Source organism: Zavarzinia sp. (assembly GCF_041650655.1).
In the GTDB taxonomy this organism is placed as follows: Bacteria; Pseudomonadota; Alphaproteobacteria; order Zavarziniales; family Zavarziniaceae; genus Zavarzinia.
In genome coordinates this window covers 34,611-60,613 of the sequence record NZ_JBAZKR010000013.1, presented here as the reverse complement: position 1 = coordinate 60,613, position 26,003 = coordinate 34,611, and the positions used below count along the sequence as shown (strand labels likewise).

General features: G+C 67.4%; 23 protein-coding genes and 1 riboswitch. Of the genes, 19 read left to right on the top strand and 4 right to left on the bottom strand.

Going from position 1 to position 26,003, the window contains the following annotated elements:
* Positions 1 to 697: sensor histidine kinase (locus WC493_RS04740; RefSeq protein ID WP_373063051.1), on the top strand; the 697-nt coding region annotated here is incomplete at its 5' end.
* 3 nt (positions 698 to 700) lie between these two features.
* Here the strand turns inward: WC493_RS04740 and WC493_RS04735 are convergent.
* On the bottom strand, positions 701 to 1,234 hold the full coding sequence (locus WC493_RS04735) for a hypothetical protein (RefSeq protein WP_373063049.1): 534 nt from the start codon (positions 1,232 to 1,234) through the stop codon (positions 701 to 703).
* A gap of 278 nt (positions 1,235 to 1,512) precedes the next feature.
* Between WC493_RS04735 and pstS the strand changes: the two genes are divergently transcribed.
* From pstS to phoB, 6 genes are all read left to right on the top strand, one after another.
* Positions 1,513 to 2,571, top strand: coding sequence for a phosphate ABC transporter substrate-binding protein PstS (pstS, locus tag WC493_RS04730; RefSeq protein WP_373063047.1), 1,059 nt, complete (start codon positions 1,513 to 1,515; stop codon positions 2,569 to 2,571).
* Positions 2,572 to 2,648: 77 nt separating this feature from the next.
* Positions 2,649 to 3,632, top strand: a complete 984-nt coding sequence (gene pstC, locus WC493_RS04725; protein WP_373063045.1) for a phosphate ABC transporter permease subunit PstC — start codon at positions 2,649 to 2,651, stop codon at positions 3,630 to 3,632.
* Positions 3,632 to 4,474, top strand: coding sequence for a phosphate ABC transporter permease PstA (pstA, locus tag WC493_RS04720; protein ID WP_373063043.1), 843 nt, complete (start codon positions 3,632 to 3,634; stop codon positions 4,472 to 4,474). The genes pstC and pstA overlap by 1 nt, the downstream gene beginning before the upstream one ends.
* 28 nt (positions 4,475 to 4,502) lie before the next feature.
* Positions 4,503 to 5,291 carry a phosphate ABC transporter ATP-binding protein PstB gene (pstB, locus tag WC493_RS04715; RefSeq protein ID WP_373063041.1) on the top strand — a complete coding sequence of 263 codons (789 nt, stop codon included), beginning with the start codon at positions 4,503 to 4,505 and terminating at the stop codon, positions 5,289 to 5,291.
* Between the two features lie 19 nt (positions 5,292 to 5,310).
* A complete protein-coding gene (gene phoU / locus WC493_RS04710) occupies positions 5,311 to 6,027 on the top strand; it encodes a phosphate signaling complex protein PhoU (protein ID WP_373063039.1) in 717 nt (238 codons plus the stop codon).
* Positions 6,028 to 6,044: 17 nt separating this feature from the next.
* Complete coding sequence (gene phoB, locus WC493_RS04705) at positions 6,045 to 6,755, top strand: phosphate regulon transcriptional regulator PhoB (RefSeq protein ID WP_373063037.1); 711 nt, start codon at positions 6,045 to 6,047, stop codon at positions 6,753 to 6,755.
* Positions 6,756 to 6,773: 18 nt separating this feature from the next.
* Here phoB and WC493_RS04700 read toward each other — a convergent pair whose 3' ends face one another.
* On the bottom strand, positions 6,774 to 7,793 hold the full coding sequence (locus WC493_RS04700) for an AraC family transcriptional regulator (RefSeq protein ID WP_373063035.1): 1,020 nt from the start codon (positions 7,791 to 7,793) through the stop codon (positions 6,774 to 6,776).
* A 134-nt stretch (positions 7,794 to 7,927) separates the two neighbouring features.
* On the opposite strand from WC493_RS04700, the gene WC493_RS04695 reads away from it, so the two are divergent.
* Positions 7,928 to 9,394, top strand: a complete 1,467-nt coding sequence (locus WC493_RS04695; protein WP_373063033.1) for a flavin-containing monooxygenase — start codon at positions 7,928 to 7,930, stop codon at positions 9,392 to 9,394.
* A gap of 175 nt (positions 9,395 to 9,569) precedes the next feature.
* Here WC493_RS04695 and WC493_RS04690 read toward each other — a convergent pair whose 3' ends face one another.
* Positions 9,570 to 10,409 carry an EamA family transporter gene (locus tag WC493_RS04690; protein WP_373063031.1) on the bottom strand — a complete coding sequence of 280 codons (840 nt, stop codon included), beginning with the start codon at positions 10,407 to 10,409 and terminating at the stop codon, positions 9,570 to 9,572.
* Positions 10,410 to 10,641: 232 nt separating this feature from the next.
* A riboswitch (guanidine-I (ykkC/yxkD leader) is annotated at positions 10,642 to 10,751 on the top strand.
* Between the two features lie 165 nt (positions 10,752 to 10,916).
* On the opposite strand from WC493_RS04690, the gene WC493_RS04685 reads away from it, so the two are divergent.
* From WC493_RS04685 to atzF, 6 genes are read left to right on the top strand one after another with little or no spacing between them, the layout of a single operon-like run.
* Entirely contained in the window at positions 10,917 to 11,735 is an 819-nt protein-coding gene (locus tag WC493_RS04685) for an ABC transporter permease (RefSeq protein WP_373063029.1), read from the top strand.
* Positions 11,735 to 12,595, top strand: a complete 861-nt coding sequence (locus WC493_RS04680) for an ABC transporter ATP-binding protein (protein ID WP_373063027.1) — start codon at positions 11,735 to 11,737, stop codon at positions 12,593 to 12,595. Before WC493_RS04685 ends, WC493_RS04680 begins: the two co-directional genes overlap by 1 nt.
* A gap of 13 nt (positions 12,596 to 12,608) precedes the next feature.
* On the top strand, positions 12,609 to 13,427 hold the full coding sequence (locus WC493_RS04675; protein ID WP_373063025.1) for an urea amidolyase associated protein UAAP1: 819 nt from the start codon (positions 12,609 to 12,611) through the stop codon (positions 13,425 to 13,427).
* A gap of 11 nt (positions 13,428 to 13,438) precedes the next feature.
* On the top strand, positions 13,439 to 14,089 hold the full coding sequence (locus WC493_RS04670; RefSeq protein WP_373063023.1) for an urea amidolyase associated protein UAAP2: 651 nt from the start codon (positions 13,439 to 13,441) through the stop codon (positions 14,087 to 14,089).
* Positions 14,090 to 14,095: 6 nt separating this feature from the next.
* Positions 14,096 to 17,605 carry an urea carboxylase gene (gene uca / locus WC493_RS04665; RefSeq protein ID WP_373063021.1) on the top strand — a complete coding sequence of 1,170 codons (3,510 nt, stop codon included), beginning with the start codon at positions 14,096 to 14,098 and terminating at the stop codon, positions 17,603 to 17,605.
* Positions 17,606 to 17,616: 11 nt separating this feature from the next.
* Positions 17,617 to 19,419: an allophanate hydrolase gene (atzF, locus tag WC493_RS04660; RefSeq protein WP_373063019.1), complete on the top strand. Its 1,803-nt coding sequence runs from the start codon at positions 17,617 to 17,619 to the stop codon at positions 19,417 to 19,419.
* 4 nt (positions 19,420 to 19,423) lie between these two features.
* On the opposite strand, the gene WC493_RS04655 is transcribed toward atzF, so the two are convergent.
* On the bottom strand, positions 19,424 to 20,572 hold the full coding sequence (locus tag WC493_RS04655) for a PepSY-associated TM helix domain-containing protein (RefSeq protein ID WP_373063017.1): 1,149 nt from the start codon (positions 20,570 to 20,572) through the stop codon (positions 19,424 to 19,426).
* 225 nt (positions 20,573 to 20,797) lie between these two features.
* Here WC493_RS04655 and WC493_RS04650 point away from each other — a divergent pair, with 225 nt between their 5' ends.
* From WC493_RS04650 to WC493_RS04630, 5 genes are all read left to right on the top strand, one after another.
* A complete protein-coding gene (locus tag WC493_RS04650) occupies positions 20,798 to 23,173 on the top strand; it encodes a TonB-dependent receptor (RefSeq protein ID WP_373063015.1) in 2,376 nt (791 codons plus the stop codon).
* A complete protein-coding gene (locus WC493_RS04645) occupies positions 23,173 to 23,856 on the top strand; it encodes a Fe2+-dependent dioxygenase (protein WP_373063013.1) in 684 nt (227 codons plus the stop codon). The genes WC493_RS04650 and WC493_RS04645 overlap by 1 nt, the downstream gene beginning before the upstream one ends.
* 101 nt (positions 23,857 to 23,957) lie before the next feature.
* Entirely contained in the window at positions 23,958 to 24,668 is a 711-nt protein-coding gene (locus tag WC493_RS04640; RefSeq protein WP_373063011.1) for a MotA/TolQ/ExbB proton channel family protein, read from the top strand.
* A gap of 8 nt (positions 24,669 to 24,676) precedes the next feature.
* A complete protein-coding gene (locus WC493_RS04635; protein WP_373063009.1) occupies positions 24,677 to 25,120 on the top strand; it encodes an ExbD/TolR family protein in 444 nt (147 codons plus the stop codon).
* Positions 25,117 to 25,947 (top strand): energy transducer TonB, encoded by an 831-nt coding sequence (locus tag WC493_RS04630; RefSeq protein WP_373063007.1) that lies wholly within the window; start codon positions 25,117 to 25,119, stop codon positions 25,945 to 25,947. Before WC493_RS04635 ends, WC493_RS04630 begins: the two co-directional genes overlap by 4 nt.
* The last annotated feature ends 56 nt before the right edge of the window (positions 25,948 to 26,003 follow it).

Below are 26,003 nucleotides of genomic sequence, written 5' to 3'. Positions count from 1 at the left end.
CAACGCGAGCCATGAGATCAGGACGCCGCTGGCCGCCCTGGCCGGCTATATCGAAACCCTGCAGGGCCCGGCCCGCGACGATACCACGGCCCGTGAACGCTTCCTGAAGACCATGGCTGCCCAGGTCGAGCGCATGGCGCGCCTGGTCTCGGATCTCCTGTCGCTGTCCCGGATCGAGCTCACCGAACATACGCCGCCGGCCGATCCGGTCGAACTCGGCCCGATCGTGCGCCGCGTGGTGACCGGCCTCGACTTCCGCGCCAAGGCGAAGCAGGCGACGGTCGAGCTCGCCTTGCCGGCCGACCTGCCCGCCGTCCTGGGCGACGAGGGCGAGCTCGAACAGGTGTTCACCAACCTGATCGACAATGCCATCAAATATGGCCGCCAGGGTGGCAAGGTCCGGGTCGAGGCGCGGGTGCTTGACCGGGTGCCGGCACGCGCCGGATGGCCCGGCAACGCCACGCCCGTCGCCGTCGCCATCACCGATGAAGGCCCCGGCATCTCGCGCGAGCATCTGCCGCGCCTGACCGAGCGCTTCTACCGGGTCGATACTGCGCGCAGCCGCGACATGGGCGGCACCGGCCTCGGCCTCGCCATCGTGAAGCACATCGTCAACCGCCACCGGGGCGCCATGACGATCGATTCGACGGTCGGCAAGGGCACCACCTTCACCGTCTACCTGCCCATGGCCGAATAGGGCTCAGCGCGAAATGTCGAGCTTGTCGAGCACGCCCGGATAGTCGGATTTGAGCGTGTTGACGATCGAGGCCCAAGCCAGCACGGGGATCTTGCCCCGGCCCGGCCAAGTGTATTCCTCGCGGATCACGAGCTGCATCCGCCGCGCGCAATGGAACACGCCGAAGGGCGTGTCGATCCCTTTGGGATCGAAGATCACGCCTTCGGGCAGGGAATAATTCACCGCCTTCGAGACCTGGGTCGAGCAGACGCCCGAGCCGACGTAGTCGTCGTCGTTGTCGGACGACTTCTTGACATATTCCTGGATGAAGCCGGGGACCGCTTTGGCGTTCAGATATTGCAGCAGAATGGGCCGGTGCTCGTTCGCCCGCATGTAGTCGGCCTTGTTCTTGGCCAGCCAGCCGGAGCCCGATTGCAGCCAACCGCCGCCGACATTCTCGAATGTATAGGCGATGTCGCCGACCGCGACGGCCGAATGGCCGGGGCCGTGGCCGCCGGCATTACTGACGAAGGTCATGATCGCGACTTCGGTTGCCATGGTTGAAATCCTCTGCTCGAACGGGCGACAGGGCCGGTCGTGGTCTGCTTACCAGTCCTGGCCGCGCCGGACTGTGTCGGCCGTCACAGCCGACGGCAGTGCGCGGCGCTGTCGCTTCTCCATACCCGGGTACCGGGTGTGGCAGATTGGCCGCTAGACCTGTCCCGCCACCTGTCTAGCGCCGCAGATTCCGGACTTTGACAGTGTGCATGAGCAAAACTGTCATAATTCGCGTCTAGTGTGCGGCCGGGTTGGAACCGAAAAGCTAGGAGACCCCCGTGACCTTCATCAGCAAGATCGCCTCGCGTGGTGCCGTTCTGGCACTGGCGCTGGCCGGCAGCATCGGTGCTGCCCATGCGACCGACATCTCGGGCGCCGGTGCGACCTTCCCTTACCCGATCTATGGTAAGTGGGCGGACGACTACAAGAAGACCACCGGCATCGGCCTGAACTACCAGTCGATCGGCTCCGGCGGCGGCATCAAGCAGATCAAGGCGAAGACCGTCACCTTCGGCGCCTCCGACAAGCCGCTGACCGCCGAAGAACTGGCGGCCGACGACCTGATCCAGTGGCCGATGATCATGGGCGGCGTCGTGCCGGTCGTGAACCTCGGCGGCATCGCGCCGGGCCAGATCGTCATCGACGGCCCGACCCTGGCCAAGATGTACATGGGCGAGATCACCACCTGGAACGCCCCCGAGATCGCCAAGCTGAACCCCGGCGTCAATCTGCCGTCGACCGCGATCGCGCCGATCTACCGTTCGGACGGCTCGGGCACCAACTTCCTGTTCACCACCTACCTGAGCTCGGTGCTGCCCGAGTTCAAGGAAAAGATCGGTGCCAATACCTCGGTCGAATGGCCGGCCGGCATCGGCGCCAAGGGTAACGAAGGCGTCGCCAACATGACGAAGCAGACGGACGGTGCCGTCGGTTACGTCGAATACGCCTATGCCAAGCAGAACAGCATGACCTACCTGAAGATGGTCAACGCTGCCGGCAAGACCGTGGCGCCCGAAATCGCCTCCTTCCAGGCCGCGGCCGCCAACGCCGACTGGGAAAAGGCCCCGGGTCTCTACCTGGTGCTGACCAACCAGCCGGGCGACAAGTCCTGGCCGATCACCGGTGCGTCCTTCATCCTGATGCACAAGAAGGTCGACGACGCCAACGCCGCCAATGTCGCCCTGCGCTTCTTCACCTGGGCCTACAAGAACGGCGGCGCCATGGCCGAAGGCCTCGACTATGTTCCGATGCCCGAAAACGTGCAGAAGATGGTCGTGAAGCTGTGGACGACTGAAATCGTCGGTCCGGACGGCAAGCCGGTCTACGAGCCCAAGTAATCCCGTAACGGTGTCGGCCGGACTTGCCCCTGTCTTGGGGGCAGCCCGGCCGCGCCATTCGAGGAGAAGGCGTGGAGATGACTGAATTGGCCACGATCATCGAACAAGAGCGGGATCTCAGGGCACTGGCGCTGGGGCGCCTCAGCAGCCGGGATCTTGTCTTCAAATGGGCGACGCGCTTCTTCGCGCTGGTCGTGCTTCTGCTCCTCGGCGGTGTGACGATCGCGCTGGTCCACGGCGCTCTGCCCGCCCTCTCCACCTTCGGTCTCGACTTCGTCTTCACCGAAACCTGGAACCCGGTGACCGAGAAATTCGGCGCGCTGGCGCCCATCTACGGCACCCTGGTGACCTCGATCCTGGCCATGCTGATCGGCATCCCGGTCAGTCTCGGCATAGCCATTTTCCTGACCGAACTCTGCCCCATGACGCTGCGCCGCCCGATCGGCATCGCCATCGAGCTGCTGGCCGGCATCCCGTCGATCATCTACGGCATCTGGGGCCTGTTCTTCCTGGCGCCCTTCCTGCAGGCGAATGTCCAGCCCTTCCTGATCGCGGTCTTCGCCGACGTGCCCCTGCTGAACGGCTTGTTCAAGGGCCCGCCCTACGGCATCGGCATCTTCACCGCGGCCATCGTGCTGGCGATCATGGTGCTGCCCTTCATCACCTCGGTGACGCGCGACGTCTTCAACACCGTGCCGCCCATGCTGAAGGAATCGGCCTACGGTATCGGCTGCACGACCTGGGAAGTGGTCTGGAATATCGTCCTGCCCTATACCCGCACGGGTGTGATCGGCGGCGTCATGCTCGGCCTCGGCCGGGCGCTGGGCGAAACCATGGCGGTCACCTTCGTGATCGGCAACGCGCACCGGATCTCGCAATCGATCCTGGCGCCGGGCACCACGATCTCGGCCACCATCGCCAATGAATTCACCGAAGCCGTCGGCGACCTCTACACTTCGTCGCTGGTCGCCCTCGGCTTCATCCTCTTCATCATCACCTTCCTGGTGCTGGCGGCCGCGCGTCTGATGCTCTACCGCCTCGAGAACAAGGGTAAGCGCTGATGGTCGACCTCTATTCGCGCCGCCGGATGCGCAACCGGCTCTCGATGGGTCTGGCGACCGCCGCCACCCTGTTCGGCCTCGCCTGGCTCGCCCTCATCCTGGGCGCCCTGATCTACGAAGGCATCGGCAGCCTGTCGATCGCCGTCTTCACCGAGATGACGCCGCCGCCGGGCAACGAGGGCGGCCTGCTGAACGCCATCTACGGCACCGGCATCATGACTGCGATCGGCGTCGCCATCGGCACGCCGGTCGGCATCCTGGCCGGTACCTATCTGGCGGAATACGGTCGCTACGAGAAGTTCTCGACCGTCGTCCGCTTCATCAACGACATCCTGCTGGCGGCGCCCTCGATCATCGTCGGCCTCTTCGTCTACGAAGTGCTGGTCGTCCAGATGGGCCATTTCTCGGCCTGGGCGGGCTGCATCGCGCTGGCCATCCTGGTCATACCGGTCGTCGTCCGTACCACCGAGGACATGCTGAACCTAGTGCCGCAAGGCCTCCGCGAGGCATCGGCGGCACTTGGTGCGCCGCGCGCCCATACGATCGTCCGGGTCGCCTACAGGGCGGCGCAGAGCGGCATCCTGACCGGCGTCCTGCTCGCCGTGGCGCGCATCTCGGGCGAGACGGCGCCGCTCCTCTTCACGGCGCTGAACAATCAGTTCTGGAGCAGCAACCTGAACGCACCGATGGCCAATCTGCCGGTGACCATCTTCCAGTTCGCACTGAGCCCCTATGAGGACTGGCAGAAGCTCGCTTGGGCGGGCGCGTTGATCATCACCCTGACGATCCTGGCCCTGAACATCGTGGCCCGCGCCCTCTCGGCCCGCGCCAGCCAGTCGTGACCCCATCAGGAACCCGAGGATGAACATCATGCAGACAGCCCAGCAGCTGGCCGAGCCGGACCTGAGCCCCAAGATCTCGATCAAGAACCTGAATTTCTGGTACGGCGACAAACATGCGCTGCGCAACGTGACCATGCCCATCTATTCCCGCCAGGTGACCGCCTTCATCGGTCCCTCGGGCTGCGGCAAGTCGACCCTGTTGCGCATCCTGAACCGCATGTACGACCTCTACCCCGGCCAGCGCGCCGAGGGTGACGTCATGCTGGACAAGCTGAACATCCTGGATCCCAAGCTGGATCTGAACATGCTGCGCGCCCGCGTCGGCATGGTGTTCCAGAAGCCGACGCCCTTCCCGATGTCGATCTACGACAACATCGCCTTCGGCGTCCGCCTCTACGAGCGCCTGCCCAAGTCCGAAATGGACGGCCGCGTCGAAGCCGCGCTGAAGGGCGCCGCGCTGTGGAACGAGGTGAAGGACAAGCTCCAAACCTCCGGCCTCGGCCTGTCGGGCGGCCAGCAGCAGCGCCTGTGCATCGCCCGCACGATCGCGGTGAAGCCCGAGGTGATCCTGATGGACGAGCCCTGCTCGGCGCTCGATCCGATCTCGACCGCCAAGATCGAAGAGCTGATGGACGAATTGCGCGAGAATTTCACGATCGTTATCGTGACCCATTCGATGCAGCAGGCGGCCCGCGCCTCCAAGCACACCGCCTTCATGTATCTGGGCGAGCTGGTCGAATTCGGCCTGACCGAGGATATCTTCACCCGGCCGGTCGACAAGCGGACGCAAGACTATGTCACCGGCCGCTTCGGCTGATCCAGAGGGGACCGAGACCATGGCCGACTCGCATACCGTCGCTTCCTTCGACCAGGAGCTGAACGCTCTCAGGACCAAGATCCTGCGCATGGGCGGCATCGCCGAGACCAATGTCGCCGCCGCGATCCAGGCGATCGTGCGGCGCGACAGGGCGCTCGCCGAACGCACCATCTCTTCCGATGCGCGGATCGACGTCTTCGACGGCGAAATCTCCGATCTCGTCACCCGGCTGCTCGCGCTGCGTCAGCCGATGGCGCTCGATCTCCGCTTCATCGTCGGTTCGCTCAAGCTGGCGACCGATCTCGAGCGGATCGGCGACTACGCCAAGAATATCGCCAAGCGTTCCATGGCGCTCGGCGTCGCGGTGCCGACCCAGCCGATGCACGCCATCCCGCGCATGGGCGACATGGTTCTCTCGATGGTGAAGGACGTGCTCGACGCGCTCTCCAACGACGATGCCGACAAGGCCGTCATGGTGCGCGACCGCGACACCTTCCTCGACGAGATGTACAACAGCGTGTTCCGCGAACTGCTGACCTACATGATGGAAGATCCGCGCACCATCACCGGCTGCACGCATCTCCTGTTCATCGCCAAGAACCTGGAACGGATCGGCGATCACGCCACCAACATGGCCGAGACGATCTATTTCATCTCGCGCGGGCGCCGCATGGCGATCGACCGCCCGAAGGCGGATACCACCGCGGAAGTGGCGGATCCGACGCAGGCGGCATGAACGGGGCAGCGGTCGCTATGAAGCCATCGATCCTGATCGTCGAGGACGAACCGGCCCTCGTCGACCTGCTGCGTTACAACCTCGAAGCCAACGGCTTCGAGGTCAGGACCAGCAGCGACGGCGACGAAGCCCTGATGATGGTGGACGAGCGTCTGCCCGACCTCGTCGTGCTCGACTGGATGCTGCCCTCGGTCTCCGGCATCGAGATCTGCCGCCAGCTCCGCCGCAAGCAGGCGACGCGCCAGGTTCCGATCATCCTGCTGACTGCCCGCACGGAAGAGAGCGACCGCATCCGCGGCCTCGAATCCGGTGCCGACGACTATGTGACCAAGCCCTTCTCGCCGACCGAGCTGCTGGCCCGCATCCGCGCCGTGCTGCGCCGGTCGCGCCCGGCCCTGTCGGAAGACGGCCTCGCCTATGCCGACGTCGAGATGGATCTCTCGGCCCACCGGGTGCTGCGGAACGGCGTCGAGGTCCACCTCGGCCCGACCGAATTCCGCCTGCTGCGCCATTTCCTGGAAAACCCGGGGCGGGTGTTCAGCCGCGAGCAGATCCTGGATGCCGTCTGGGGTCGCGACATCTATATCGAGCAGCGCACGGTGGACGTCCACATCCGCCGCCTGCGCAAGGCGCTGAACGCCCACGGCGGCAAGGACATGATCCGCACCGTCCGCTCGGCCGGCTACGCCATCGATACCCAGGGCGCCGGACGCAGCGTTCGCGCCTGAAGGACCTGCGGGCAAGGATCAGCGGGCGCCGCGGGCGAAACGGCTCGGCGCCTGCCCGGTCCAGCGCCGGAAGGCATGGGTGAAGCTCGCGGTTTCGGCATAGCCGAGGCGTTCCGCCACCGCCTCGACGCTGAGGCCGGTGGTGCGCAGCATCTCGCAGGCGAGATCCTGGCGCAGGCGGGCGATCAGGTCGCGGTAGCCGAGGCCGGAGTCGGCCAGTTTCCGCCGCAGTGTCCGTTCCGACAGGCCGAGCTTTTCGGCGACCGCGTCGAGCGGCGGGAAATGGCCGGGATCGGCCAGCGCCACTGCCGCCACCTTCTCGACGAATTCATCCTCGCCCCGGATCTGGCGGAGCCGCGCGTGGCAGGCTTCGATGTGGAGCGCCGCGACCGCCGGATTGGCCTGGGGCAGGGGCCGGTCCAGGACCTGGTGGTCGTAGTGGAGCGCGTTCTGTGCCGCATCGAAGACCACGGGGCATTCCAGCGCCGCGGCATAGGCGGCCGGGTCGGCCGGCGCGGGGAAGCGGAAGCTGGCGCTCCGGCAGGGCAGGGGCGCACCCCAGAGGTCGGTCACGATCTGGCGGCAGGCGGCGATGTCGCGCTCGATCATGAAGCGGCGCAGCGCCGCCGGTACCGTGCGATCGTCGAACACCACGGCATCCTCCGCTTCCACCGAGACGACATCGATCGCCATCAGGCTGAAGGTCAGATCCTGATATTCGAGGCCGAGCAGCAGGGCGCCGCGCAAGGTCGGGCTGGCCAGCAGGGCGAAGCCCCAGACGCCGTAAGCGGCCACGCGGTAGCGCCGCCCGACCTCGAGCCCGAAGCCGGGCGGATCGCCCAGGTCGTCCAGCACGGCGGCGATCACGGCCAGCTCGTCGGTCGCCGCGATCAGGCGCCGCGTGTCGTCCAACACGTCCGGTGCGAGGCCGGCCCCCGCCAGGAAGGGCGCAATATCCCACCCGCGCGCGGCGAGCGCGTCGGCCAGGACCCGCAGGCTGATCACCGACCAGCGCCGGCGCTTCAGGGTGGTGCGCATGGAGGGATCTTGCCACTTTGGCCGAAACTATCAAGTCGTTGGCCGAAGCGAACGTGGCGTGCGAATTGGAGCGCCTCTATCCTGCACTCACCGCGGCACGATCAAGACCGCAGGAACAGAGGAGGGGAGATCCGATGGCGCCCGTGAAGGTTTGCGTGATCGGCACCGGCTTTGCCGGTCTTTGCATGGCGATCCAGTTGAAGCGCCGGGGCGAGCAGGATTTCGTGATCCTGGAGAAGGCCGAGGCGGTCGGCGGCACCTGGCGGGAGAATTCCTATCCGGGTGCGGGCTGCGACGTGCCCTGCCACCTCTATTCCTATTCCTTCGAGCTCAATCCGAACTGGTCGCGCCGCTTCGCGAAACAGCCGGAAATCGTCGACTACATCGACCACTGCGCGAAGAAATACGACCTGCACCGCCACATCCGCTTCAAGTCGGAAGTGACCGAGGCGCGTTTCGACGAGGCCCGCGGCCTGTGGACCGTCTCGCTCGCCGATGGCGCGACGGTCGAGGCGCGCTATGTCGTCTCCGGCCTCGGCCAGCTCAGCCGGCCGCAGTTCCCCAAGATCCCGGGGCTGGAGAGCTTCAAGGGCAAGGCCTTCCACTCCGCCTATTGGGACCATGGCTACGATCTTGCGGGCAAACGCGTCGCCGTGATCGGCACCGGTGCCTCGGCCATCCAGTTCGTGCCCGAGATCCAGCCGAAGGTCGCCAAGCTCAGCCTGTTCCAGCGCAGCCCCGCCTGGATGATCGCGAAGGACGACCACGTCTTCCCGGCCTGGGCAAAGTTCCTGTTCCGCCATGTTCCCGGCGTGCAGCGGGCCTACCGCGCCTATACCTATTTCCTGCTCGAAGCGCGCTTCCCCTCGCTCCGCCGGGCGAAGGGCCTGTTCGCCCGCCTGGCCGAGAAACAGTGCCAGGGCCAGCTCGACAAGCAGGTCACCGATCCCGCCCTGAAGGCCAAGCTGCAGCCGGATTTCCCGGTCGGCTGCAAGCGCATCCTGATCTCCAACGACTGGTACCCGGCGCTGTCGCAGCCCAATGTCGAGGTGGTGACCGATGCCATCGCGGCCGTGACCGAGAAGGGCGTGCTGACCAAGGACGGCCGCCTGCACGAGGTCGATTGCCTGATCTACGGCACCGGCTTCGAGACGCAGAGCTTCATCGCCCCGATGAAGGTCTGGGGCCGCCAGGGCGCCGAGCTGAACGAGCGCTGGCGTAACGGGGCGGAGGCGCATCGCGGCGTCTCGGTCGCGGGCTTCCCGAATTTCTTCGTGCTCTACGGGCCCAATACCAACCTCGGGCATAATTCGATCATCTTCATGATCGAGCAGCAGGTCCGCTACATCCTCGCCACCATGGATGAGGTGACGCGCCGCGGCGCCGCCTGGGCCGATGTGACGCCGGCCGCCCAGGCCGCCTACAACGACGGCCTGCAGAAGGACTTCGAGAAGACGGTGTGGAACGCCGGCTGTAACTCCTGGTACAAGAACGCGGCGGGCCGCATCACCAACAACTGGCCGGGCTTCACCCTGACCTATTGGTGGATGATGCGACACCCGCACTTCCAGGACTTCGCCTTCGGCGGCAAGCCGGCCTGAGGGCTGGCGGGCGACAATCCTCTCGTCATCGCCGGGCTCGACCCGGCGATCCACGTCTCTCTCCCGGCTCGGTGTTCTCGTGGATGCCCGGGGCCAGCCCGGGCATGACGATCGGGGGGGCCTGGGCGTCCTGAAGCGCCCCGATTTCCCGCGTCGGACGCTGGGTGGCTCCGGGTCAGGCCAGCTTGATCGCGACGGCGCCGGCCGCCAGCGCCAGGGCCGCGGCCGCGCGCCGCCGCCCGACGTTCTCGTGCAGCAGGAAGGCGGCGAAGCCGGTGGCGAAGATCATCGAGGTTTCGCGCAGCGCGGCGATCAGGGCGACCGGCGCCAGCGTCATGGCGGTCAGCACCAGGGCATAGGAGCCGATCGCCGAAGCCCCGCCCGCGACGGCGAGCACAAGGTCGCGCCGGTTGACCAGGTCGCGCAGCGCGCCGAGCCCGCGGGTCGCGCCGATCACCGCGAGATTGCCGGCCCCGCCGAGCGAAAAGACCAGCACCGTATAGGCGAGCGGTGCGCCCGAGGCGCGCACGCCCATGCCGTCGATCAGCGAATAGGCACCGATCACCAGCGCATTGGCACCCACCACGGCGAGCCCGCGGCGCCCCATCCGCCCGCCGCCGAGGGCGAGCCCGACCAGGGCGAGGCCGACGATGCCGATGCCGCCGAGGCCGAGCCAGGGCAGGGCATCGGTGAAGAGAAGGGGCGCCAATGCGGCCGTGACCAGGATGCCGCCGCCCCGCATCATCGGATAGGCGAGGGAGAGGTCGACCGTCTCGTAGGCCGCCGCGGTGAGCCGGAAATAGACCACGTGAATGACCACTGAAGCGGCCAGGAAGGGCCAGGCGCCGGCCGCCGGCCAGGGCAGGAAAGGCAGGGCGAAGACGGCGATGACGATGCCGCCGACGCAGAGCCGGGCGGTCGCCACAGCGGGCAGTCCGGCCGCCTTCACCGCGGTGTTCCAGCCCGCGTGAAGGGCGGCGGCGGCGAGCACGAGCAGGAGGACGGACCAGGTCATGACGGCGGTATTCCCTTGAGCGCCGCGATGATGCACGCGATGCCGCTTGCGCGGAAGACGGATGCGCGGCGCTAAAGGTCTAGACCTTTTTCGCGCCGGGGCCTGCATAAGGATTGGGCATCGCAATGCAGCATTCTGTCCAAAATTCCGCCTTCTTGCGGTGCAATATGTTTCGAGAGCCGCGGAATTCGGCGCTTGCCATTTGGCACGGGCTTTGCTGTACTTGCATACAGAGTTTGGTGGCTAGGGTTCCGGCCGGATCTTCCGGTGTCTGGTCCGAGAGCTGCCGTCGGGCCGGGAGACATCCGGTTCGATGCACGGCGGGAGAAAAGCCCGGGAGGCCTCGGTGACCAGGAATTGGCGTCACTAGGGTCTCGCCAATTCCCAAGAGGTCAGGTCGTCGTCGGTCTGAACATGTTACGGGAGTTGGTATCATGGTGCGCTCGTCCTCACTCTCCGCCCCGCCGCTTCCACTGCCTTCGCCGTTCCGGCGCTGAGGTCCTTCGCATGCGTGCGATCAACCGCCAGCCCCGCCGCGGCACCCGCGCCTTGCTGGCCGTGCTGCCCTTCGTCATCGTCGCCATCCTCTATTTGATCGGCTCGGCGCTCCGTCTCGCCGACAATCCGACCGACAAGCTGCTGCCCGCCCTGTCGTCCTTCGCCGACACGATCGACCGCATGGCCTTGAGCGAAGATCCGCGCACCGGCGACGTGATCTGGTGGCTCGATACCGGGGCGAGCCTGGTGCGCCTTTTCGTGGCGCTTTCGATCTCGACCCTGATCAGCCTCTGCCTCGGCATCGCGATCGGCTTGCTGCCCCATGTGAAGGCGCTGATGGGCGCCTTCGTCGGGGTGTTCTCGATGGTGCCGCCGCTCGCCGTGCTGCCCATTCTGTTCATCGTGCTCGGCCTCGGCGAAGCCTCCAAGATCACCCTGATCGTGATCGGCCTCGCCCCGGTGATGATCCGCGACCTCGCCCTCCGGACCGAGGAACTGCCGACCCAGCAATTGATCAAGGCGCAGACACTGGGCGCCTCCACCTTCGGCATCGTGCAGCGGGTGGTGCTGCCGCAGATCCTGCCGCGCCTGCTCGACTCGCTCCGCCTCAGCCTCGGGCCGGCCTGGCTGTTCCTGATCGCGGCCGAAGCGATCGCCTCTGAATCCGGCCTCGGCTATCGGATCTTCCTGGTCCGGCGCTATCTCGCCATGGATGTGATCCTGCCCTATGTCGCCTGGATCACGCTGCTCGCCTTTCTCATGGATCTCGGGCTCCGCCGCGTGCAGAGCCTGGCCTTCCCCTGGTTCGCCGCCGCGAGGACTGCGTAATGTCAGCGATCACGATCCGGAACCTGTGGAAGGAATACGACGAGCGCGTCGTGCTCGAGCGCATCAACCTCGAGATCGAGCCGCGCGCCTTCGTCGCCCTGGTCGGCCCGTCCGGCTGCGGCAAGACCACCTTTCTGCGCATGCTGCTCTCGGAAGAAGTGCCGACGCGGGGCGAGATCACGATCGACGGTAAGCCGATCGCAGGCGAGCCGACGGCGGAACGCGGCGTCGTGTTCCAGCGCTATTCGGTCTTTCCCCATCTGACCGTGCTCGGCAACGTGTTGCTCGGCCTCGAATTCGAGCGGGGCGGCTTCTTTGCCCGCCTGTTCGGTGCGGCCCGGGCCAAGGCCATCGCCGAGGCGCGCGAGATGCTGGCCTGCGTCGGCCTCGCCGAACACGAGAAGAAATATCCGGCCCAGCTCTCCGGCGGCATGCAGCAGCGCCTCGCCCTCGCCCAAGCGCTGATCCGCAAGCCCAAGGTCCTGCTGCTCGACGAGCCCTTCGGCGCCCTCGACCCCGGCATCCGGGGCGAGATCCACGCCCTGATGCGCCGGCTCTGGAACGAGGAAGAAATCACGGTCGTCATGGTCACCCACGACCTCGCCGAAGCCTTCGGCCTGGCCACGCGGGTGATCGCTTTCGAGCGGCCGCGCTTCGATCCGGTCGACGGCGATCGCTACGGCGCCGTGATCAAGCAGGATATCGAAGTCTGGCCCCGCCGCATCGCCGGCCAGGCCAGCCCGCACAAGACACCACCGGCGGCACCTCCCCTGGCGCCGTCCTCTGAAACCGCCCCCGGCCGGGACGACCCGGCCATTCCCGCGGGGCTCGGCCGGGACGACCTGGCGCTCCAGGCTTGAGGAGCAACGAGCCGTGACTGACAAGGCATCCCGTATCGAGGCGCTGCGCCGGCGCTATCTCGAATTGAAGGCGGCGGGCGACAATCTCGCCCCCAAGGCCCTGCCCGGGCCGACCGCGCCGGGTTCGGCCCCCGTGCTCGCGGCGGCGATCCGCCACCGGGAGGAAATCCCGGGCGGCTGGTACTGGACCGCGCGGCTCAGCCGCGGCGAGCGGCTCCGCATCGTGAACGGGAACGCAACGCCGGGCGTCTCCGTCTTCCTGTGGAATGCGGAAGATCCCAGCGAACGCTATAATTCCGCCGATACGATGAAGCTGCAATGGACCGCCGCCCTGCCCAAGGGCCGGGTCCTGTTCTCCGACATGGGGCGCGTGCTCGCCTCCGTCGTCGAAGATACTTGCGGCGCCCATGACACCGTGGTGGGCGGCTCGACACCTGCTTCCAACGCGGCCAAATACGGCGATGCCACGCTCCGCTCGACGGCGGAGAACATGCGCCTCGCGGCCTCCAAATTCGGTCTCGGCAAGCGCGATCTCGCCCCGGTGATCAGCTTCTTCTCCCCCGTCCAGGTGACGGCGGAGGGCACTTTCGCCTGGGCCGAGGGCAAGCTCGTGGCCGGCGATTTCGTCGAACTCCGGGCCGAGATGAACCTCCTCGTCGCCGTCTCCAACTGTCCCCATCCCTTCGCCCCCGGTGCGAGCTTCGCACCGCAGCCGATCGAGGCCGTGATCTGGCAAGGCCCGGCGCCCGCCGACGACGACCTGTGCCGCACCGCCACCGCCGAAGCCGTGCGCGGCTTCGAAAACACCGATCCGCTGTTCGCCGGCCGTTGAGGGAGGCAGAAATGACCGTCACCGTGACCCCGGCCGTTCTGGACGCGGCCAACGCCGTCTATGATTTCACGATCCCGGCGACCCGTCCGTGGTCCCATGTCGTGAAGCGCGGCCAGATCTTGCGCATCGTCGACCTCGAAGGCTGCCAGGCCGTCGACACGCTGTTCTACAATGCCCACGACTTCGCCGAACGCTATTCGGCGCAGGACACGCTGCTGGCCCAGGGTTCGGCCTATGTCTCGACCGGGACCAAGCTGGTCTCCAACGACGGCAACGTGATGGCGACCGTGGTGGCCGACAGTTGCGGCCGCCACGACACCTCCGCCGGGGCCTGTTCCTGCGAGGCCAACACGGTCCGCTTCGGCCACCACACCCGTTACATGCATGCCTGCCGCGAGAACTTCGTGATCGAAGTGACCAAATGGGGCATGACCAAGCGCGACGTGGTGCCGAACATCAATTTCTTCATGAATGTGCCGATCGAGCCGGACGGCAAGCTCGCCATCGTCGACGGCATTTCGGCTCCCGGTTCCCATGTCGACATTCGGGCGGAGATGGATATTCTTTGCGTCGTTTCGAACTGCCCGCAGGTGAACAATCCCTGCAACGGCTTCGATCCGACGCCCGTCCGCGTGCTGATCTGGGACGGGGAGGCAGCGTAACCTCCCATGTTCGACAAGATCCTGATCGCGAACCGGGGCGAAATCGCGGCCCGGGTCATCGCCACGGCCAAACGCCTCGGCATTGCCACCGTGGCCGTCTGTTCCGAGGCCGACCGTTTCACCCCGCCCGTGCTGGCGGCGGACGAGGTGGTCTGCCTCGGCCCCGCCCCGGCGAAGGAGAGCTATCTCAAGGCCGATGCCATCGTGGAAGCCTGTGTCGCCACCGGCGCCCAGGCGGTCCATCCGGGCTATGGCTTCCTCTCGGAAAACGCCGGCTTCGCCGAAGCCCTGGCGGCCAAGGGCATCCGCTTCATCGGGCCCCGGCCCGAACATCTCCGCGACTTCGGCCTGAAGCATACGGCGCGGGCCCTGGCCAAGGCCTCCGGCGTGCCGCTGCTGCCGGGCAGCGAAATCCTCGCCTCGGCCGACGACGCGCTGGCGGCGGCCGAGGTGGTCGGCTATCCCGTGATGCTGAAGAGCACGGCGGGCGGCGGCGGCATCGGCATGTCGCTCTGCCACGATGCGGCCGAACTGCGCGCCCGCTTCGAGGCGGTGCAACGCATGGCGTCCTCCTCCTTCGGGGATGCGCGGGTCTATCTCGAACGCTTCGTCGCGACCGCCCGCCATGTCGAGGTGCAGATCTTCGGCGACGGCAAGGGCAATGTCGTGGCCCTCGGCGAGCGGGACTGTTCGCTTCAGCGCCGCAATCAGAAGGTGGTCGAGGAAACCCCGGCGCCCGGCCTGTCGGACGAATTGCGGGGCCGTCTCCACGCTGCCGCGGTGGCCCTCGGCAAGGCGGTTTCCTATGAATCCGCCGGTACGGTCGAATTCATCTACGACGTGGCGCGGGACGATTTCTATTTCCTCGAGGTGAATACCCGCCTCCAGGTCGAGCATCCGGTGACCGAGAGCGTGTTCGGCGTCGACCTCGTCGAATGGATGATCCGCCAGGCTGCGGGCGGCTTCGCCTTGCCGGCGCAGGCGAGCCTGAAGCCCAAGGGTGCCGCCATCGAGGTCCGCCTCTATGCCGAAAATCCCCAGGCCCATTTCCGCCCGCAGACCGGGCGCCTGACCGAGGTTTCCTTCCCGTCCCACGTCCGGGTCGACACCTGGGTCGAGACCGGGACCGACGTGACGCCCTTCTACGATCCCATGCTGGCCAAGCTGATCGTGAAGGGCGAGACGCGGGGCGAAGCGATCGAGAACCTGCAATCGGCCCTCGCCGCCTCCCGTGTCTGGGGCATCGAGACCAATCTCGCCTATCTGCGGGCGATCGCGGCGTCCGAGGTCTTCGCCTCCGGCAAGGTCGCGACTTCCGTGCTCGGCCATTTCCATTTCGAAGCGCCGACCATCGAAGTGGTGGCGGCCGGGCCGCAGACCAGCGTGCAGGACTGGCCCGGGCGCCTCGGCCTCTGGGATGTCGGCGTGCCGCCGTCCGGCCCGTTCGACGACCGCTCGTTCCGCCTGGCCAATCTGATCGTCGGTAATGAGTCGGGGGCCGCCGGCCTCGAATGCACCCTGTCGGGTCCCATCCTGAAGTTCAACGGCGCGGCCACGGTGGCGCTCGCGGGCGCCGAAGCCCATGTCACGCTGGACGGCGTCACGGTCGATTATTTCAAGCCGATCGCCGTCGCCGCCGGCCAGACAATGGTGATCGGCAATATCCGCGACGCCGGCCAGCGCATCTATCTCGCCGTCCGCGGCGGCATCGACGGGCCGCGCTTCCTGGGCGCCCAGGCCTGTTTCTCGCTCGGCGGTTTCGGCGGCCAGGGCACCGGCGTGCTCAAGGCGGGCGAGACACTGCATATCGGCACGGCCCCGGCAGGTCCCGGCCCCGGCGGGCTCGATGCGCCCGTGATCACGCGGGACTGGACCATCGGCGTCCATTACGGCCCCCACGGCGCGCCCGATTTCTTCACCGAAGAAGACATCGCCGACCTCTATGCCGCGACCTATGAGGTTCATTTCAACTCGGCCCGCACGGGCGTGCGCCTGATCGGGCCGAAGCCGCGTTGGGCCCGGGCCGACGGCGGGGAGGCGGGGCTCCACCCCTCCAACATCCACGACAATGCCTATGCCATCGGCGCGATCGATTTCACCGGCGACATGCCGATCATCTTAGGACCCGACGGGCCGAGCCTCGGCGGTTTCGTCTGCCCGGCGGTGATCGCGCGGGACGAGCTCTGGAAGGCCGGGCAGTTGAAGCCGGGCGACCGGGTGCGTTTCGTGCCCCACGGCAAGGCGCCCCAGGTGATCAGCAAACTTGCGGACCTCGGCTCGCCGATCCTCGGCCGGCGCGACGACGGGCCGGTGCCCGTGGTCTATCGCCGGGCGGGGGACGACAATCTCCTGGTCGAATATGGTCCCATGGCGCTCGACATCGCCCTTCGCCTGCGCGTCCACCTGCTGGCGGAAGCGGTGAAGGCGGAACGCCTGCCGGCCATCATCGACATGACGCCTGGCATCCGCTCGCTCCAGATCCATTACGACAGCCGCCTTCTGCCGACCGCGAAACTGCTCGACGCGCTCGCCGAGATCGAGGCCAGCCTGCCGCCCGCGGAACAGGTCACGGTGCCGAGCCGTATCGTCCATCTGCCGCTCTCCTGGAACGATCCGTCGATCCAGCTCGCGGCGCGTAAATACCAGGAATTGGTGCGGCCGAACGCGCCCTGGTGCCCCTCGAACATCGAGTTCATCCGGCGCATCAACGGGCTGACCAGCGTCGAGGCGGTGCAGGACATCATCTTCGACGCGAGCTACCTGGTGCTCGGTCTCGGCGACGTCTATCTGGGCGCCCCGGTGGCGACCCCGGTCGACCCGCGCCACCGCCTGGTGACCACGAAATATAATCCGGCGCGCACTTGGACGCCGGAAAACGCGGTCGGTATCGGCGGCGCCTATATGTGCGTCTATGGCATGGAAGGGCCGGGCGGCTACCAGCTCTTCGGCCGGACCGTGCAGATGTGGAATGCCTGGCGGCGCACCAAGGAATTCGAGCAGCCCTGGCTGCTTCGCTTCTTCGACCAGATCCGCTTCTTCCCCGTGAGCGAGCAGGAACTGGTCGAAGCCCGTGCCGCCTTCCCGCACGGTCGCTATCCGATCAAGATCGAGGAGACCAGTTTCTCCTATGGCGACCACGCCCGATTCCTGGCCGCCAACAGGCCGGAGATCGAGGCCGCCAAGGCACGCCAGCAGGCCGCCTTCGAGGCTGAACGCCAGGACTGGAAGGACAAGGGCCTGGACAGTTTCGTGGTCGACGACGAGGGTACCGCACCCGAGGTCGAAGTGCCGCCGGGCCAGATCCCGGTCGAAGCCCAGGTGACCGGCAACGTCTGGAAGATCGTGGTCGAGGAAGGGGCTGAGGTCGCCGCGGGTGACACCGTGGTGATCGTCGAGTCGATGAAGATGGAAATGGATATCAAGAGCCCGGTGGCGGGCCGTATCGCGACGCTGCGCTGCCAGCCGGGACGGACCGTGCAGGCGGGCCAGATCGTCGCCTTGATCGAAAACCGTTGAGGGGAAACGTCATGGGCATGCCGAAAATCCTGACCATCGATTTCCTGAAGCGGGCCTATGCCGCGGGCACGCTGACCCCCCTCGAGGTGATCGATCTGGTGATCGAACGCGCCGCTGCTTGGCCCGATCCGGCAGTCTGGATCTCCCGCTACGGCGACGAGGAATTGCGCGCCGCGGCCAAGGCGTTGATGGACGCGGGCGGTCCCACGGCGGAGCAGCCGCTGTGGGGCATTCCCTTCGCGGTCAAGGACAATATCGACTGCGCCGGGCTCGATACGACGGCGGCCTGCCCTGCCTTCGCCTATCGGCCGGCGGCGGATTCGACGGTGGTGGCCAGGCTCCGCGCGGCCGGTGCCATTCCGGTCGGCAAGACCAATCTCGACCAGTTCGCCACCGGGCTCAACGGCACCCGCTCGCCCTACGGCGCGCCGCGCTCGGTGTTCGGACCGGGGCATGTCTCGGGCGGTTCCAGTTCGGGTTCGGCGGTCGCGGTCGGGGCCGGCATCGTCGCCTTCTCGCTCGGCACCGATACCGCCGGTTCGGGCCGGGTGCCGGCGGCCTTCAACAATCTGGTCGGCGTGAAGCCGACCAAGGGCATGCTGTCCACGACCGGCCTGGTGCCGGCCTGCCGCAGCCTCGACTGCATCTCGGTCTTCGCCGCGACGGCGGTGGAGGCCGACTTGGTGCGCCGCGTCGCGGCCGGTTACGACGGCACGGATGCCTATTCGCGGGCAGGGGCCGATGTCGCATTGCCGGCGGGCCGGCTCCGGGTCGGCGTGCCGGTCGGGGCGGAGCGGGAATTCTATGGCGACGAGGCCAATGCCGCCCTGTTCGAGGCGGCGGTGGCGCGCATGGAGGCGCTCGGCTGCCGGGTGGTCGATATCGACTTCCGGCCCTTCCGCGAGGCGGCGAACCTGCTCTATGCCGGCCCCTGGGTGGCGGAACGCCTGGCCGCGGTGGAGGACTTCCACAAGGCCCATGCGGACGCCATGGATCCCACGGTGCGCCGGATCGTCGAAGGCGCCTTCGGTGTGACCGCGGTCGATGCCTTCCGCGGCGCCTATGCCCTCGAAGCCTATCGCCAGCAGGCGGCGGCGGAATGGGCCAAGATGGACGTGCTGCTGCTGCCGACGACGCCGCTCAACCCGACGGTCGACGCCATGCTGGCCGATCCGATCGGGCTCAACGCCAAGCTCGGCCGCTATACCAATTTCGTCAATCTGCTCGATTGCGCCGGCATCGCGGTGCCGGCCGGCTTCCGCCCGGATGGCCTGCCCTTCGGCGTCACCCTGATCGGGCCGGCCTTTTCCGATGCGGCGCTGGCGGTCTGGGGCGACCGCATGCACAAGGCGGCCTCGACCGGTTACGGGCTCGACACCGGGGCGGATCTGCATGGCGTGGCTGTGCCCGCCGGGCCGGCGGTGGAACGCCTGGAGATTGTCGTCGTCGGCGCACATCTGAGCGGCATGCCGCTCAACCACCAGCTCACCGACGAGGGCGGCGTTCTGGTCAAGCGCTGCAAGACCGCGGCCGACTATCGCCTCTTCGCCCTGCCGGGCACGGTGCCGCCGAAGCCCGGCCTGAGCCATGCCCCGGGTTTCGAGGGACCTGGCCTCGAGGTCGAGGTCTGGGCGCTGCCGGCGGCGGGCTTCGGGCGTTTCGTCGCCGCCATCCCGGCCCCGCTCGGGATCGGCAAGGTCACCCTGGACGATGGTTCCAAAGTCTCAGGCTTCCTGTGTGAGGCCCACGCCCTGCAAGGCGCGCCGGAGATCACCCCGCTCGGCGGCTGGCGCGCCTATTGCGCCGGGGCCTGAGCGCTCAGGAAGCGGAATCCGCCATCGCCGCCGCGCGCCGCGCCGCCATCGCCCTGGTGGCCCGGCGCCGGCGCAGCCACATCATGGTGCCGGTGACGGCGAAGAGCGTGGGCAGGATGCCGGCGACGAAGATGATCGTCTGGAAGATCAGGCCCATGCCGGTGCCGTCGTGCAGCCGGCGCATCCAGCGGCCGAAGAGGTCGCCCGGTGTGGCGGCGGGCGGCGGGGCTGCCTTGGTGGCACCGCTGGCGTCGTCGACGCCGACCGTGGCCATGGCGCCCTCGACAGTGGCGAAGGTGATGCGCCAGGACGGATTCTGCTCGGTCGGCAGGCTGAGGCTGCGCGGCACTGCCCCTTCGGGGGCGGCGGCCAGGGCGGCCTGAAGGGCGGCGTCCGGCGTCTGTACCGTCGCGGTCAAGGGTTGGCCGCCGAAACCGCCGGGACCACGCTGGCCCGGCGGGCTCACCGTGGTGATGCTGCCGACCGCGAGGCGCGCCGTCTGCGGGAAGGACAGATAGATCCCGGTGAAGGAGAGCAGGGCGAGCGGGATCGCGATCCAGATGCCGAAGACATGGTGCAGGTTGGCCGAGGGCAACATGCGCGGCCGCCAGCCGAAGGCGCGCAGCAACGACAGGCGTTTCGGCCACCAGAGATAGATTCCGGTCAGCGACAGGATCAGCAGGGCGACGCCGAGCCAGCCGACGATCTGCCGCCCGGAAAAGGCCGGCACCAGCAGGTTGCCGTGAAAATCATGCATCAGGCGCATGAAGCCGTTGTTGGCCGGCCCTGAGTCCAGCACCTTGCCGGTCGCGGGGTCGAGCCAGACGGCGACCGTCTCGCGCGGGTTGGCGGCACCCGCCGGGCGGGCCACCATGGTAATCGGGGAGGTTTCGTCCTCCGGCAGGCGGATCTGGGTCAGGCGGGCGCCGTCGCCCAGGGTGTCGAGCGCCGTCTCGGCCAGGGCGGCGAGGCCGGGGCCTGCGCCGCTCACTGCGTAACGTTCGGGCGAGAGCAGGCGATCGATGCCGTCGTGCCAGACCAGGGCCGAGCCGGTCAGGCCGAGCGGCACCGTGAGCAGGGCGAGGCCGACCCCGAGCCAGAGGTGGAATTCCTGCAACAGGCGGCGCAGGCGGCCGCGGGTCCGGGTCGTCATGGTTCGGTTCTCGCCTTCTATTCGTTGCGAATGAAAATGCCTCGCATTAAGAAAAATTCAACATGGATTGTTCGTCCGCTCTGTTCCCGGCGCCGACAACGTCGCTGAAGCCGGCTTCCTGCGCCGCCTTCCGGGCCAATCGGAAAATACGCTCGCTAATGCAATTGCGAGGCGTTTGCATACTAACTAAGAACCGTTCTCATCTGTGGGGCTGAGGGCTTAGTGATGAAGAAGGTTGAATTCGTACCGGCGCCGCGTCGGGTCTCCCACCTGGCGCTGCTGAGCGCACTGGCGCTCGGGCCGGCGGCCGGGGTGGCGCAGGCGGGCGACGGCGGCATGACGGTGACGCACGACGGCGACTGGGCCACGGCGTCGAGCGGGCAGACGGAAGAAACCCTGCCGACGGTGACCGTGACCGGCGAGCGCGAGCCGGCCAATGCCCACCGCGCCAGCACCGGCGTCGACCGCCTGCCGCAGGAAATCCAGGACACGCCGCAGGCCGTCAAGGTGATCGGCCAGGAGACCATCCAGGAACAGGGCGTCACCAGCCTGGATCAGGCGCTGCGCAACGTCCCGGGTATCACCGTCTCGGTCGGCGAGGGCGGCGGCGGCATGAACGGCGACCAGTTCCGCATCCGCGGCTTCGAGGCGCAGAACGATCTCTATATCGACGGCCTGCGCGATTTCGGCGTCTATACCCGCGACACCTTCAACACCGAGAGCGTCGAGGTCTTCCTCGGTCCCTCGGGCGAGAGCTTCGGGCGCGGCAATTTCGCCGGCGTCATCAACAGCACCACCAAAGTGCCGGTGCTGGACGATTTCATCACGCTGCAGGGCTCGCTCGGCCTCGGCCCGATGGCGCGGATCACGGGCGATGCCAACTACCAGCTCTCGGACACGAGCGCCGTTCGCCTCAACGTCATGTATACGGACCAGACCCCGGTCGGCCGCGACGACGGGCCGGAATCGAAGCGCTGGGGCGTGGCGCCGTCGATCGGCTTCGGCCTCGGCACCGATACCAGCATGACCATCGCCTATCTGCACCAGACCGACAACCGGGTGCCCGATTACGGCATTCCGACGCTCGCCACGGGTTACGACTTCGGCGCCAGCACGGCGTTCCCGGTCTCGGCCCCGGCGCCGGTCTCCCGCGATAACTGGTACGGCTCCACCGCCGACCGCGACGACACCACGGCCGACGTGGTGACCGCGCGCATCACGCATAGACCGGCCAATTGGCTGCGCCTGAACAACGACACGCGGGTCGGCTTCTATTCGCGCGACTTCCTGACCACCATCGCATCCTGCGGCACCGCCAACGGCTGCCTGCAGAATCTCTATGACGGCAATCCGGCGACCGTGCCGGTAATCACCTTCGGCGGCGGCAATCCCTTCTATCAGCAGGACAATTGGGGCGCCCAGAACATCACCACCGCGACCGCCGATTTCGATCTCGGCGGCTTCCGGAACCAGGCGGTGGCCGGCCTCGACGCGTCCTACGAGAGCACGGACCGCACCAATTACACCGGCCTGGTCCGGCCCACCGACATCTCGCTGCTGGATCCGACACCCTATGACATGTCGACATCGAGCGTGCGGCGGAGCCAGCAGATCCAGACGGATTCGACGGATTTCGGCGCCTTCGCTTCGGAACAGTTCTGGCTCACGGACGAGCTGTCGGTCCTGGGCGGCCTGCGCTGGGACCGCTACCACATCACGTCCGACACGGCGGCCAGCCTGACCACGACGCCGACCTATACGACCACCAAGGTCGACGAGACCCTGTTCAGCCCGAAGGCCAGCGTGATCTTCGAGCCGAGCGACGCGCAGACCTATTATCTCTCTTGGGCGCGTTCGAGCCAGCCGGCCACGGGCAGTACCGGCGCCGCCAACGCGGTGACCCCGGTCTCCGCCACCCAGACCGACCTGGAGCCGACCGAGAGCGAGACCTTCGAAGTGGGCGGCAAGCTCAATTTCTTCAGCGACCGCCTGGGTGTCGGCCTTTCCGTGTTCCAGGTCGAGCGCGACAATTCGAAGGAAGTCGATTCGAGCGGCACGATCGTCGCCTCGGGCCAGAGCATCCGGAACCGCGGCGCCGAACTCTCGCTCACCGGCAAGATCACCGACGCCTGGACCGTGCAGGCCGCCTATACCTATATCGACAGCGAATACACGGACTTCGGCAATACGTCCTCGACCGTGATCGCCAGCGGCCCGCTGGCCGGCCAGGTGACCTCTACCGTCACCAATGCCGCGATGAAGGGACGCCAGGTCAACAATGTGCCGGAAAATGCCGTCTCGCTGTGGTCGACCTATGCCGTGACCGACAAGATCACGCTGGGCGCCGGCCTCAAGTATCAGGACGAGATGTATGCCGCCCAAGGCCTGAACACCACGACCGGCCTGATCACCTATACCGAGGTCCCCTATTACCTCTCGGTCGACGCCCTGGTCGCCTACCGTGTGAACGAGGGCGTCACGGTCCAGGTCAACGGCTACAACCTGTTCGACCGGCGCGACAATTTCGACCAGACTTTCTCCGGCCGGACGGTGCCGGCGGCGGGACGGACGGTGATCGTCTCGACCACCGCGAGTTTCTGATGCTGGTCGTCATCCCCGACGTATTGAGTGCGGACGAAGTCGCCGCCTGCCGCGCCACCCTGGAGCAAGCCTCCTGGGTGGACGGCAAGGTGACGGCCGGCGAGCAGTCGGCCAAGGCCAAGGTCAATCTCCAGGTGCCCGAGGGCAGCGAGGCCGCCCGCACCCTGGGCGACCGCATCCTGCGCGCGCTCGGCAACAATGCGGAATTCGTCAGTGCGGCCCTGCCGCTCCGCGTCTATCCGCCGCTGTTCAACCGTTACGACGTGGGCATGAAATTCGATGCCCACGTCGACAATGCGATCCGTGGCATTACCGGCCTCAACACGAGGATCCGGACCGATGTCTCCTCGACCCTGTTCCTGTCCGATCCGGCGAGCTACGACGGCGGCGAACTGGTGGTCGAGGACACTTACGGCGCCCAAGCGGTGAAACTGCCTGCGGGGTCCATGGTGGTCTATCCGGCGACAAGCCTGCACCGGGTCGAGCCGGTGACGCGGGGCAGCCGCTGGGCCGCCTTCTTCTGGAGCCAGTCGATGGTGCGCGACGACGGCCAGCGCCGCCTGCTCTACGAGATGGACCTGGCGATCCGGCGCCTTCGGGCCGACGTGGGCGACGAGCATCCCTCGATCCGTTCCCTGGTCGCGACCTATCACAACCTTTTGCGGCGCTGGGCGGAACTCTAGGACCTGCGCCGTCCTGCCACCTTGCGGGATGGCGCCGATGGCCGTATAGAAATGTTATTGCAACGCATTCGCATCTACTGCGTAACGCTTTGGAGACCCCGATGGAACCGACAGCCGCCGTCGACGCCTTGGCAGCGCCCGTCGAAGCGGCCGCGCCGGCCGCCGAAGTGACGATCACCGGCCTGTTCCTGCATGCCGATCCGGTGGTGCAGGGGGTCATGATCCTGCTTCTGCTCGCCTCGGTGATCACCTGGTCGATCGTCGTCGATCGCCTGGCCCGGCTGCGCCGTCTCGACCGCGAGGTGGCGGCATTGGAGGCCAAGGTGGCGGCCCGCAAGCCCGGGCTGGACGGCCTGGCGGGCCTGGCCCGGGCCACGGTCGAGGCCGGGCTTTTCGAATGGCACGAGTTGGCGGGCGAGGGACGGGACGAACGCCGCCTGCGCGCCGAACAGGCGATGCGCCTCAGTGCCACCGAGGGCCTCCGCCGGCTCGAAGTGGGGCTGCCCTTTCTCGCCACCATCGGCTCGGCGGGGCCCTTCATCGGGCTGTTCGGCACCGTCTGGGGCATCCTGCATTCGTTCACGGCGATCGCCAACAGCCAGGACACCAGCCTGGCCGTGGTGGCGCCCGGCATCGCCGAAGCGCTCTTCGCGACCGCGATCGGCCTGGTCGCGGCGATCCCGGCGGTGATCTGGTACAACGCCTTCTCGACCCGGCTGGGTCGCCTCGGCGCCCGCCTGTCGACCGCGGTCGCCCGCGTCACGGCCCTGCTCGGCCGGGGCGAGGTTTCGCTTCGCCGGGCGGCGGAATAGGCCCGGCCATGGCGGGTCCCCTCTTGCCCGGCCCGGGCGGCAGCGACGACGGCAGCCTTTATCGCCCGGTCGCCGAGATCAATGTGACGCCCTTTGTCGACGTCATGCTGGTGCTGCTGATCATCTTCATGGTGGCGGCGCCGCTGATGATGACCGGCGTGCCCCTGCATCTGCCGAAATCCGCGGCGGCCAAGTTGCAGCCGCAGAAGCAACCGCTGATCGTCTCGCTCACCACGGCGGGCGAAGTCTTCGTCGACAAGGAACAGGTGAGCGACGCCGATCTCCTGGCCCGGCTGAAGCCCTTGGCCCTTGCCGAGCCGGAGCGGGTGGTCTATGTCCGGGGCGACCGCACGCTTGACTACGGTCGGGTGATGGAAGTGATGGGTCTGCTGTCCAGCGCGGGCTTCACGCGCCTTTCCATGATTGCCGAGGGGGCCGCCGCCCGGCCATGAAGTCCTTTCGCTATAGCGCCGTGGCGGTTTCCTTTGCTGCTCATGCGGCGGTGATCTCCTATCTCGTCTTCGGTCTCGGCCAGGTCGACAGCGGCGCCGAATTCGAGGCGCCACCGACCATCGAAGTGATGATGCCGCCCATGACCGCCGCCGCGGCGAGTCCGGTCAGCCCGAGCGAAGCCAAGCCGGTCGAGGCGAGGCCGGTCGAACCTGCGCCGCCCGAACCCGAGGTCGCGGCCGAGCCGGCGCCCGAGGTGCCGCCCGAGGTGCCGCCCGAAGTGCCGTCCGTCCTGCCGGTGGTGGCGGAAGCGGTCGAGGCGCTCGACCCCGTGGTCGCGGTGGCGACCGAGCCCGAGAAGCCGAAACCGCAAAGGCCGAAACCCCGGCGCGAGGCGGAGCGGCCGCGCAAGCCCGCCCCGCCGGTCGAAACCGTGGCCGCCGCCGCGCCGGCTCCCGCCGTCCCGGCCCCGCCGGCGCCCGTGCCGTCCCTGGCCTCGGAAGGGCCGGCTGCCACACCGGGTGGCGGTAATCCCGGCGCGCGCGCCGATTACCGGGCGGTCATCGCCAATTGGGTCGAGCGCCACAAGCGCTATCCCGACAGCGTCCGCCGCCGCCGTCTCGAGGGCGTGCCGGTGGTGCGCTTCCAGATCGGCCGCGACGGCACCGTGGTGATGTGCGAAGTGGTGCGGTCGAGCGGGCGGCCCGAGATCGACGATGCGGCACTCGCCACCATCCGCCGGGCCGATCCCTTTCCGGAAATGCCGGCCGGCGTCGACGGCGCCTCGATGTTCTTCACCGTGCCGATCGAATTCGTGCTGCGCGGCTGATCCTGCGCGAGCGTAAAATGCGATCGCCCGGCGGCCGCAGGCAAGGCGGCGGCCGG

Coding starts and splice junctions, on each gene's coding strand:
- WC493_RS04685 (WP_373063029.1), top strand. CDS start 10,917: ATGCGTGCGATCAACCGCCAGCCCCGCCGCGGCACCCGCGCCTTGCTG.
- WC493_RS04655 (WP_373063017.1), bottom strand. CDS start 20,572: ATGACGACCCGGACCCGCGGCCGCCTGCGCCGCCTGTTGCAGGAATTC.
- WC493_RS04645 (WP_373063013.1), top strand. CDS start 23,173: ATGCTGGTCGTCATCCCCGACGTATTGAGTGCGGACGAAGTCGCCGCC.
- WC493_RS04640 (WP_373063011.1), top strand. CDS start 23,958: ATGGAACCGACAGCCGCCGTCGACGCCTTGGCAGCGCCCGTCGAAGCG.
- WC493_RS04630 (WP_373063007.1), top strand. CDS start 25,117: ATGAAGTCCTTTCGCTATAGCGCCGTGGCGGTTTCCTTTGCTGCTCAT.
- WC493_RS04650 (WP_373063015.1), top strand. CDS start 20,798: ATGAAGAAGGTTGAATTCGTACCGGCGCCGCGTCGGGTCTCCCACCTG.
- WC493_RS04690 (WP_373063031.1), bottom strand. CDS start 10,409: ATGACCTGGTCCGTCCTCCTGCTCGTGCTCGCCGCCGCCGCCCTTCAC.
- WC493_RS04635 (WP_373063009.1), top strand. CDS start 24,677: ATGGCGGGTCCCCTCTTGCCCGGCCCGGGCGGCAGCGACGACGGCAGC.
- WC493_RS04695 (WP_373063033.1), top strand. CDS start 7,928: ATGGCGCCCGTGAAGGTTTGCGTGATCGGCACCGGCTTTGCCGGTCTT.
- WC493_RS04735 (WP_373063049.1), bottom strand. CDS start 1,234: ATGGCAACCGAAGTCGCGATCATGACCTTCGTCAGTAATGCCGGCGGC.
- pstB (WP_373063041.1), top strand. CDS start 4,503: ATGCAGACAGCCCAGCAGCTGGCCGAGCCGGACCTGAGCCCCAAGATC.
- WC493_RS04680 (WP_373063027.1), top strand. CDS start 11,735: ATGTCAGCGATCACGATCCGGAACCTGTGGAAGGAATACGACGAGCGC.
- uca (WP_373063021.1), top strand. CDS start 14,096: ATGTTCGACAAGATCCTGATCGCGAACCGGGGCGAAATCGCGGCCCGG.
- phoB (WP_373063037.1), top strand. CDS start 6,045: ATGAAGCCATCGATCCTGATCGTCGAGGACGAACCGGCCCTCGTCGAC.
- pstC (WP_373063045.1), top strand. CDS start 2,649: ATGACTGAATTGGCCACGATCATCGAACAAGAGCGGGATCTCAGGGCA.
- atzF (WP_373063019.1), top strand. CDS start 17,617: ATGGGCATGCCGAAAATCCTGACCATCGATTTCCTGAAGCGGGCCTAT.
- phoU (WP_373063039.1), top strand. CDS start 5,311: ATGGCCGACTCGCATACCGTCGCTTCCTTCGACCAGGAGCTGAACGCT.
- pstA (WP_373063043.1), top strand. CDS start 3,632: ATGGTCGACCTCTATTCGCGCCGCCGGATGCGCAACCGGCTCTCGATG.
- WC493_RS04700 (WP_373063035.1), bottom strand. CDS start 7,793: ATGCGCACCACCCTGAAGCGCCGGCGCTGGTCGGTGATCAGCCTGCGG.
- WC493_RS04670 (WP_373063023.1), top strand. CDS start 13,439: ATGACCGTCACCGTGACCCCGGCCGTTCTGGACGCGGCCAACGCCGTC.